This is a genomic window from Mycobacterium sp., from assembly GCF_004298145.1.
GTDB lineage: Bacteria > Actinomycetota > Actinomycetes > Mycobacteriales > Mycobacteriaceae > Mycobacterium.
The window spans coordinates 70194-78560 of record NZ_SCRH01000010.1; the positions used below are offsets into that span (position 1 = coordinate 70194).

Annotated in this window: 8 protein-coding genes and 2 tRNA genes; 3 read left to right on the forward strand and 7 right to left on the reverse strand. The window is 65.8% G+C overall.

Features of this window, described 5'->3' with window-relative positions:
• Window positions 1-58: 58 nt before the first annotated feature.
• The gene (locus EPN51_RS03450) at window positions 59-1006 is read left to right on the forward strand and encodes an NUDIX hydrolase (protein ID WP_293037161.1); all 948 of its coding nucleotides are present in this window, start codon (window positions 59-61) and stop codon (window positions 1004-1006) included.
• Window positions 1007-1292: 286 nt separating this feature from the next.
• On the opposite strand, the gene EPN51_RS03455 is transcribed toward EPN51_RS03450, so the two are convergent.
• The 3 genes from EPN51_RS03455 to leuC all read right to left on the reverse strand — a co-directional run bounded on the left by EPN51_RS03455 (window position 1293) and on the right by leuC (window position 4214).
• Entirely contained in the window at window positions 1293-1937 is a 645-nt protein-coding gene (locus EPN51_RS03455) for an HU family DNA-binding protein (RefSeq protein ID WP_293037164.1), read from the reverse strand.
• A gap of 211 nt (window positions 1938-2148) precedes the next feature.
• Window positions 2149-2745 (reverse strand): 3-isopropylmalate dehydratase small subunit, encoded by a 597-nt coding sequence (gene leuD, locus EPN51_RS03460; protein ID WP_293037167.1) that lies wholly within the window; start codon window positions 2743-2745, stop codon window positions 2149-2151.
• A 26-nt stretch (window positions 2746-2771) separates the two neighbouring features.
• The gene (gene leuC / locus EPN51_RS03465) at window positions 2772-4214 is read right to left on the reverse strand and encodes a 3-isopropylmalate dehydratase large subunit (RefSeq protein ID WP_293037170.1); all 1443 of its coding nucleotides are present in this window, start codon (window positions 4212-4214) and stop codon (window positions 2772-2774) included.
• A gap of 85 nt (window positions 4215-4299) precedes the next feature.
• On the opposite strand from leuC, the gene EPN51_RS03470 reads away from it, so the two are divergent.
• Together EPN51_RS03470 and EPN51_RS03475 are read left to right on the forward strand one after the other, a co-directional pair.
• Window positions 4300-5001 carry an IclR family transcriptional regulator gene (locus EPN51_RS03470; RefSeq protein WP_293037173.1) on the forward strand — a complete coding sequence of 234 codons (702 nt, stop codon included), beginning with the start codon at window positions 4300-4302 and terminating at the stop codon, window positions 4999-5001.
• 55 nt (window positions 5002-5056) lie between these two features.
• Window positions 5057-5569, forward strand: a complete 513-nt coding sequence (locus EPN51_RS03475) for a PPOX class F420-dependent oxidoreductase (protein ID WP_293037176.1) — start codon at window positions 5057-5059, stop codon at window positions 5567-5569.
• 16 nt (window positions 5570-5585) lie between these two features.
• Here the strand turns inward: EPN51_RS03475 and EPN51_RS03480 are convergent.
• From EPN51_RS03480 to EPN51_RS03495, 4 genes are all read right to left on the reverse strand, one after another.
• A tRNA-Glu gene (locus tag EPN51_RS03480) sits at window positions 5586-5658 on the reverse strand.
• A gap of 73 nt (window positions 5659-5731) precedes the next feature.
• Window positions 5732-5803, reverse strand: a tRNA-Gln gene (locus tag EPN51_RS03485).
• A 152-nt stretch (window positions 5804-5955) separates the two neighbouring features.
• Complete coding sequence (gene gltX / locus EPN51_RS03490; protein WP_293037179.1) at window positions 5956-7431, reverse strand: glutamate--tRNA ligase; 1476 nt, start codon at window positions 7429-7431, stop codon at window positions 5956-5958.
• Window positions 7428-8234, reverse strand: coding sequence for a fumarylacetoacetate hydrolase family protein (locus tag EPN51_RS03495; RefSeq protein ID WP_293037182.1), 807 nt, complete (start codon window positions 8232-8234; stop codon window positions 7428-7430). The genes gltX and EPN51_RS03495 overlap by 4 nt, the downstream gene beginning before the upstream one ends.
• Window positions 8235-8367: the final 133 nt, after the last annotated feature.

The window sequence follows — 8367 nt, forward strand, 5'->3', positions numbered from 1 at the left end:
CCGGGCCGCAGCATGATTGAATGTGCGACTCTGACCGAATTGACCTGCAGGAGTTGAGGTGCCGCACCCGAACTCGTCCTACACTCGGCGCTCTGGAAGCCGAATCGTCCATGCCGCCGGAGCGGTCCTGTGGCGACCGGGCGGCCCCGACACCGCCGACCACGATGTCGAGATCGCTGTCATCCACCGCCCCCGCTATGACGACTGGTCACTGCCCAAAGGCAAAGTGGACCCCGGCGAGACCGCGCCGGTGGCGGCCGTGCGAGAGGTGTACGAGGAGACCGGCCAACACGCGACCCTCGGCAGACGACTCAACACGGTGAGCTATCCGATCGACGCGGGCGTCAAAAAAGTCTGCTACTGGTCGGCGCGCGCCGTCGGCGGCGAATTCATACCGGGCGACGAGGTCGACCGGTTGCTCTGGCTGCCGGTGGCCGAGGCGATGCAGAAGCTCGACTATGCACAAGACCGAAAAGTGTTGCGCCACTTCAACAAAAAGGCGGCCGACACGCATACAGTGCTGGTGGTCCGGCACGCCACCGCCGGGCGCAAGTCGCGCTTCTCCGGCGACGACACCAAGCGGCCGCTGGACAAACGGGGACGCGCGCAGGCCAGGGCGCTGGTTCCGCAGCTGCTGGCCTTCGGTGCCTCGCAGGTGTATGCGGCCGACCGGCTCCGCTGCCACCAGACCGTGGAACCACTCGCCGAGGAGCTCGGCGTGGCCGTGCACAACGAGCCCACCCTCACCGAAGAGGCCTACGCCAAGAACGCCAAACGCGGCCGCCACCGGATGTTGGATATCGCCGAGGAGCAGGGCACACCCGTTGTCTGTACGCAGGGCAAGGTGATTCCGGACCTGATCGCGTGGTGGTGTGATCACGATGGAGTGCGGCCGGACAAATCGCGCAACCACAAAGGCAGCACCTGGGTGCTGTCGTTGTCAGACGGGCGGTTGGTGGCCGCCGACCACATCGGCGGCGCGCTGGCCGCCAACGTACGGGCTTAGCAGAATGGCGGCGGCCCGCTGCACCCAGCTTCACCGCGCTTGCGACCGCCGCTAGCCCGATGGCGGCGGCCCGCCGCACCCAGCTTCACCGCGCTTGCGACCGCCGCTAGCCCGATGGCGGCGGCCCGCCGCACCCGGCTTCACCGCGCTTGCGACCGCCGCTAGCCCGATGGCGGCGGCCCGCTGCACCCGGCTTCACCGCGCTTGCGACCGCCGCTAGCACACGAATACCCTCCGGGGGCAACGCTGCCGCCCGAAGGGTATTCGTGTCTAGAACGTGCTCTGCCTAGCGACGGCCGCGACGCGCGGTCGTCTTCTTGGCGGGAGCCTTGCGGGCCGTGGCCTTGCTCGCGGCCTTCTTGGCCGGAGCCTTGGTCGCCGCCTTGCGGGCCGGAGCCTTCTTCACCGCGGCCGTCTTGGCCGGAGCCTTCTTCACCGCGGCCTTGCGGGCCGGAGCCTTCTTGGCCACGGCCTTCTTGACGGGAGCCTTCTTGGCCACGGCCTTCTTGACGGGAGCCTTCTTGGCCACGGTCTTCTTGGCGGGAGCCTTCTTGGCCGCAGCCTTCTTGGCGGGAGCCTTCTTGGCCGCGGTCTTCTTGGCCGCGCCCCCTACCACGCCGCGCTTGACGGCTGGGCCGTCCGACGGGAGACGCTGTGCGCCAGACACAACCGCTTTGAATTGGGCACCGGGCCGGAACGCGGGGACGGACGTCGGCTTCACCTTCACCGTCTCACCGGTACGCGGGTTGCGAGCCACGCGCGCTGCGCGGCGCCGCTGTTCGAACACACCGAACCCGGTAATCGTGACGCTGTCGCCCTTGTGTACCGCACGCACAATGGTGTCGACAACGTTCTCGACCGCTGCGGTCGCCTGCCGACGGTCCGTGTTCAATTTCTGTGTGAGCACATCAATGAGCTCTGCCTTATTCATCAATCCCTCCGACACTAGTGGTCCTCGATTTGAACCGACTAGTGGACACGGTAAACCCTCACCCAGCAAATCTCCAAGAGCCACGCGCAATTTCAGGGCAAGGCGTACGACGTTTTCGCAATCTGGTTGCCGCCCTTGACCGGTGGAGGGTCATAAAAATCGGCCCGGTTTAGTTAGCCGATCGAGCAGAACTTCGGCTCCGTTCGGCCGTTCAGGAGGTGGACAAAGTGCGCGGTTTCCAGTCCGGATAGGTCGCCTCGAAAGACTCGATTTCGTCGAGTTTTCGCAGCGTAAGCCCTATATCGTCGAGACCGTTGAGTAACCGCCACGCGGTGTGGTCGTCAATCTTGAACGGCAGCACCGTCGTTCCCGCGGTGATATTTCGATCTTGAAGATTGGCAGTGATTTCCAGGCCGGGGCTCTGCTCGATCAGCTTCCAGAGGAGCTCCACCCCGTCTTGGGAAACTTCGGCCGCCAGCAGCCCCGCCTTGCCGGCATTGCCCCGGAAAATGTCACCGAATCGAGACGAGATGACCACCCGGAACCCGTAGTCCATCAGCGCCCACACCGCGTGCTCGCGCGACGAACCCGTCCCGAAATCGGGTCCTGCGACTAAGACCGACCCCCGGTCAAAGGGGCTGAGGTTTAGCACGAATGACGGATCCGACCGCCAGCTGGCGAACAAGCCATCCTCGAAACCGGTTCGGGTGACACGTTTCAAATACACCGCCGGAATGATCTGATCGGTGTCGACATTGGAGCGCCGCAGCGGCACACCGATACCTGTGTGGGTGTGAAATGCTTCCATGCTCATCCCTTCAGACGTCGAATACGTCAGCTCAAATCGGCCGGAGCGGACAATGTGCCGCGAACTGCTGTCGCTGCGGCAACGGCCGGAGACACCAAATGCGTGCGGCCGCCTTTACCCTGGCGCCCTTCGAAGTTGCGGTTGGACGTCGCCGCGCACCGCTCGCCCGGCGCCAGCTGGTCGGGATTCATCCCCAGGCACATTGAGCATCCCGCCTGCCGCCATTCGGCGCCGGCAGCGGTGAAAACCTCGCCCAGCCCTTCCGCTTCGGCCTGCGCGCGGACCCGCATGGAGCCCGGCACGACGAGCATCCGCACCCCCGGCGCGACCCTGCGGCCACGGAGCACGTCGGCGACGATCCGCAGATCTTCGATGCGGCCGTTGGTACAGGAGCCGACGAACACCGTGTCAACGGCGACGTCACGCATCGGCGTGCCCGGTCGAAGGTCCATGTATGCCAACGCTTTCTCAGCGGCCTGGCGCTGCGCGTCGTCGGTCATCAGCTCGGGATCGGGCACGGCGGCGGCCAACGGCACGCCCTGGCCGGGGTTTGTGCCCCACGTCACGAACGGGCTCAACGACTCCGCGTCGAGATAGACCTCGGTGTCGAATACGGCGCCCGGGTCGGTGCGCAACTGCTGCCAATAACGCATGGCCGCGTCCCATTGCGCCCCTTTCGGGGCGTGCGGGCGGTCGCGCAGGAACTCGTAGGTGGTTTCGTCGGGGGCCACCATCCCCGCCCGGGCGCCGGCCTCGATGCTCATGTTGCAGACGGTCATCCGGCTTTCCATCGACAGCGATTCGATGGTGCTGCCGCGATATTCGATGACATGCCCCTGCCCGCCACCGGTACCGATCTTGGCGATCAGCGCGAGGATGATGTCCTTGGACGTGACGCCCGGGGGCAACTGCCCGTCGACATTGACCGCCATCGTCTTGAACGGCCGCAGCGGCAACGTCTGAGTCGCCAGCACGTGCTCGACCTCCGAGGTGCCAATTCCCATGGCCAGTGCGCCGAATGCGCCGTGCGTCGAGGTGTGACTATCCCCACAGACGATCGTCATGCCCGGTTGGGTGAGGCCCAGTTGCGGCCCGACGACATGCACGATGCCCTGCTCTACGTCGCCCATCGGATATAGCCGCACACCGAATTCGGCACAATTTCGCCGCAATGTCTCGACCTGAGTGCGCGACACCGGGTCGGCGATCGGCTTGTCGATGTCGATGGTCGGGACGTTGTGATCCTCGGTGGCCAGCGTCAAATCGGGGCGTCGCACCGGCCGGTCGGCCAGGCGCAGGCCGTCGAAAGCCTGCGGGCTGGTGACCTCGTGCACCAGGTGCAAGTCGATGTAGATCAAGTCGGGTGCCGCCGCTTGTCCCGAGGCACTGCCGGACACCACAACATGGTCGTCCCAGACTTTTTCGGCCAGAGTGCGCGGCCTGGCGGCCGCCTCTGTGTCGATTGTCATATCGAACTCGCCTCAATTCGCTTTGTCCGCGGCTCGCTGATCATTCGGACTGTGATCTCAGGATACGAGACGCTAGTATCTCCCTGTGAGACAGCATAGCGGTATCGGCGTCCTGGACAAAGCCGTGGGTGTCCTGCACACCGTCGCCCAATCCCCCTGTGGATTAGCCGAACTGTGTGAGCGGACCGCACTGCCGCGAGCCACCGCCTACCGGCTGGCGGCCGCCCTCGAAGTCCATCGCCTGCTGGCGCGCGACGACGAAGGACGCTGGCGGCTCGGTCCGGCCGTCACCGAACTCGCGGCCCACGTCAACGATCCGCTGCTGGCCGCCGGCAGCGCGGTGCTGCCCCTGTTGCGCCAGACCACCGGCGAAAGCGTGCAGCTGTACCGTCGGGAGGGCACCGACCGGGTCTGTGTGGCCGCCCTGGAACCCCCTGCGGGCCTTCGCGATACGGTTCCGGTCGGGGTGCGACTGCCGATGACGGCGGGGTCGGGCGCCAAAGTGCTGCTGGCCCATAGCGACGCGGCCACCCAGAAAGCGGTGCTGGCGACGGCGAAATTCACCGAGCGAACGCTGGCCGAAGTGCGGCGGCGTGGCTGGGCCCAAAGCGTGGCCGAGCGTGAGCCGGGGGTGGCGAGTGTGTCTGCGCCGGTGCGCGACAGCCGCGGCGCCGTCGTCGCAGCCATCTCGGTGTCGGGCCCCATCGACCGGATCGGCCGACGCCCGGGAGCGCGTTGGGCCGCCGATCTGCTGTCTGCCGCCGAAGCACTGGCCCGCCGGCTCTAGTCCCTGGGTTCTCCCGCGAGCGGGGCGCCGCACGTGGCCTGACAGACTGACCGCCATGGGAACCAATCAGCGCGCGAGCATCGTCATGTCGGAGGGCGAGATCGCCGATTTCGTCGTCAAGAGCCGCACCGGCACGCTGGCCACCATCGGCCCCGACGGCCAGCCCCATCTGACCGCCATGTGGTACGCCGTGGTCGACGGCGAGATCTGGCTGGAGACCAAAGCCAAGTCGCAGAAGGCCATCAACCTCAAGCGGGACCCGCGGGTGAGCTTCCTGATCGAGGACGGCCACACCTACGACACGCTTCGCGGGGTGTCCTTCGAAGGGGTCGCGGAGATCGTGGACGATCCCGACGTCTCACACCGGGTGGGGGTCAGCGTGTGGGAGCGCTACACCGGTCCCTACACCGACGACATGTTGCCGTTCGTCGAGCAGATGATGAACAAGCGGGTCTGTGTTCGCATTGTGGCCCGCCGGGCTCGTTCGTGGGATCACCGCAAACTCGGCTTGCCGCACATGCCGGTGGGTGGATCGACAGCGCCGGCCGTACTGGGGACCGACCAGTAACTGCGGCTTTAGTTTGTAGCCCCGATGGGATTCGAACCCACGCTACCGCCGTGAGAGGGCGGCGTCCTAGGCCGCTAGACGACGGGGCCAGAAACGATCCGAGCAGTCAGCATAGCTCACCGCGCTAGGCCCACCTAATCGCTTGAGACGGCGAGAGTTTTGCTGGGGTACCAGGACTCGAACCTAGAATGGCTGAACCAGAATCAGCTGTGTTGCCAATTACACCATACCCCATTGGCTGCCTAAAACTGCTGGTCAGCAATCATTCTGAGCCTTATCAAGCTACTCCGAAGACCGCCGCTGCCAGTCGTTGTCGGCCTTTGTAAACCGCAGTGCAGACTACCAAAGTCTCGTCGGACAATCCGCACGCGTGGTCCGGGTCTCTCCTAACCGACCGTCGCGCGAGCCGCGCGCAGCCGCCGCACACTGCGGTCGCGGCCCAACAGCTCCAGCGACTCGAACAACGGCGGGCTGATCGTCGTCCCGGTGGCCCCCACCCGGATCGGGCCGAACGCCTTGCGCGGTTTGAGGCCCAGCTCGTCGATGAGCGCGGCCTTGAGGGCGGCCTCGATCTGGGGCGCCGTCCAGTCCGCGACGTCGTCCAGCGCGGCCAGCGCCGCATCGAGCACCGCGGCCCCGTCCGGTCCCAGCTCCTTGGCGGCGGCCTTGGGATCGATCGCGTACTCGTCGTCGTTGAGGAACTTCAGCAGGTCCCAGGCGTCACCGAGCACGACGATGCGGGTCTGCACCAAATCGGCGGCGGTGGCGAACCCGGCGTCGTCCAACTCGAGGCGATGACCGTGGACGCCGAAATAGTCGCGCAGTCGGGTGGTGAAGTCCTCGACGGCCAGCATCCGAATGTGCTCGGCGTTGATCGCATCGGCCTTCTTCTGGTCGAAGCGGGCCGGATTGGAGTTGACGTCGACCACGTCGAACGCGGCCACCATCTCGTCGAGACTGAACACATCGTGGTCGTCGGCGATAGCCCAGCCGAGCAACGCCAGGTAATTGAGCAACCCTTCGGGGATGAAGCCGCGGTCGCGGTGGGCGAACAGATTCGACTGCGGGTCACGCTTGGACAGCTTCTTGGTGCCCTCACCCAATACCGTTGGAAGGTGCGCGAACTGCGGAACACGCTCGGCGACACCGATCCGGATCAGCGCCTGATACAGCGCGAGCTGACGCGGAGTCGACGGCAGCAGATCCTCGCCACGCAGCACATGGGTGATCTTCATCAGCGCGTCGTCACAGGGGTTGACCAAGGTGTACAACGGATCTCCGTTGGCGCGGGTCAACGCGAAGTCGGGCACGGACCCGGCTGCGAAGGTGGTGGTTCCGCGCACCAGGTCGTCCCAGCCGAGATCGTCGTCGGGCATCCGCAGCCGCACCACCGGCTGACGGCCCTCCGCGAGAAAGGCGGCGCGCTGGGAGTCGGTCAGCTGTCGGTCGAAATTGTCGTACCCCAGCTTGGGATTACGGCCCGCGGCGGTATGACGTGCCTCGACCTCCTCCGGTGTCGAAAAGGCGTAGTAAGCCTCCCCCGCTTCGACCAGCCTGGCCACCACGTCGCGGTAGATCTCGCTGCGCTGTGACTGCCGGTACGGGCCATAGGGGCCGCCCACCTCGGGCCCCTCGTCCCAGTCCAGGCCAAGCCAGCGCAGCGCGTCCAGCAGCGCCAGATAGCTTTCCTCGCTGTCGCGCTGGGCGTCGGTGTCCTCGATGCGAAAGACGAAGGTGCCCCCGGTGTGTCGGGCGTAGGCCCAGTTGAACAGCGCCGTGCGGACCATTCCGACGTGCGGGGTGCCGGTGGGCGACGGGCAGAATCGGACCCGGACTGGGTGTGTGTTCGCGGGTGCAGTCACGATTTTCCTTTGCGGACCACGGGATTGGTGAGGGTGCCGATGCCTTCGATGGTGATGGAGACGGTGTCGCCGTCCTCGATGGGGCCGACACCCGCCGGGGTTCCGGTGAGGATGAGATCGCCGGGCAGCAATGTCATCACGGCCGAAATCCACTCGACGATGGAGCCGATGTCGTGGATCATCAGCGAAGTGCGGCTGTGTTGCTTGACGTCACCGTTGACCTCGGTGCGCAATTCGAGATCGCCGGGGTCCAGCGGTTTGAGGTCGGTGACGATCCAGGGCCCGATTGGGCAGAAGGTGTCGTGTCCCTTGGCCCTCGTCCATTGGCCGTCGGATTTTTGTTGATCGCGGGCCGACACGTCGTTTCCAATGGTGTAGCCAAGGATGTTCTCCGCCGCCTGGGCGGCCGAGACGTCCTTGCAGGGCCGGCCGATGACCACCGCCAGCTCACCCTCGAAATGCACCGGTGATGCGTTGGCGGGCAACCGAATCGGCACGTTGGGTCCGATGATGGCGGTGCTCGGTTTGAGGAATATCACCGGCTCCACCGGCGCGGGGCCCGTCATATCTTTCATCTCGGCGATGTGGTCGGTGTAGTTCTTCCCGACGCACACCACCTTGCTGGCGAGTATCGGGGCGAGCAGCCGGACGTCGGCCAACGGCCATGACCGGCCGGTGAAGTTCGGCGTGCCGAATGGATGCTCGGCGATCTCGCGCGCGATCATCTCTGCTGGGTTGTCGAGTTCGCCTTCGATACTGACGAAGGCGACACCGTCCGGGCTGGCGATTCGACCAAGGCGCATTCGGTTGAGCCTAGTGACGGTCGCGAGCGCGGCGCAGCCGGGCGCGGCGGGCCGTCACCATCAGACCCCGTGACGGTCGCGAGCGCGGCGCAGCCGGGCGCGGCGGGCCGTCACCATCAGACCCCGTGACGGT